A 432-nucleotide genomic window follows, 5' to 3' on the forward strand; every position below is an offset into this window, starting at 1 on the left:
CCAGCCATTCTACAAACGCTAATCCAGCGGTTCCATGGTATTGCTGAACCATGCTGACTAAATGCCGAGATAGTGCAGAGCCATCACTAAAAGAATGCAATGTATCGAACACGCCTAAGCCTTTACCCGCATCAGCGCGAATATGTGACATCCTTATTTCCTGTCCAGCTTTTGGCTTTTTACCCGCTTCCGCCATTTTTGCTTCCAGTGTTATCTCACCATCAGTAATGAATATTTCTCTCCATGTCGTTATTTTCCTATTTCCCTTGTCCGGCGTATTGCGTGCCTTCCCTTTCTCATTCGCCAGCATATAGACAATATCGCCAACGACTTTTCCATCTACTTGACCAAGCTCATCAAGTACCAATAATGCATCAGAGTATTTTTGTGCAGTAGGCTCTATTGAGCTATGGGTCGCTAACCAGCTTTGAG

Annotated in this window: 1 protein-coding gene; it reads right to left on the reverse strand. The window is 44.7% G+C overall.

Annotation, left to right across the window (positions count from 1 at the left end; translation table 11 throughout):
* The coding region (locus H8K32_RS20020) for a DUF927 domain-containing protein (RefSeq protein ID WP_186914401.1) at positions 1-432 on the reverse strand (432 nt) is incomplete at both ends.

Source organism: Cognatundibacterium jejuense (genome assembly GCF_014284255.1).
Taxonomy (GTDB): domain Bacteria; phylum Pseudomonadota; class Gammaproteobacteria; order Burkholderiales; family Burkholderiaceae_D; genus Undibacterium; species Undibacterium jejuense.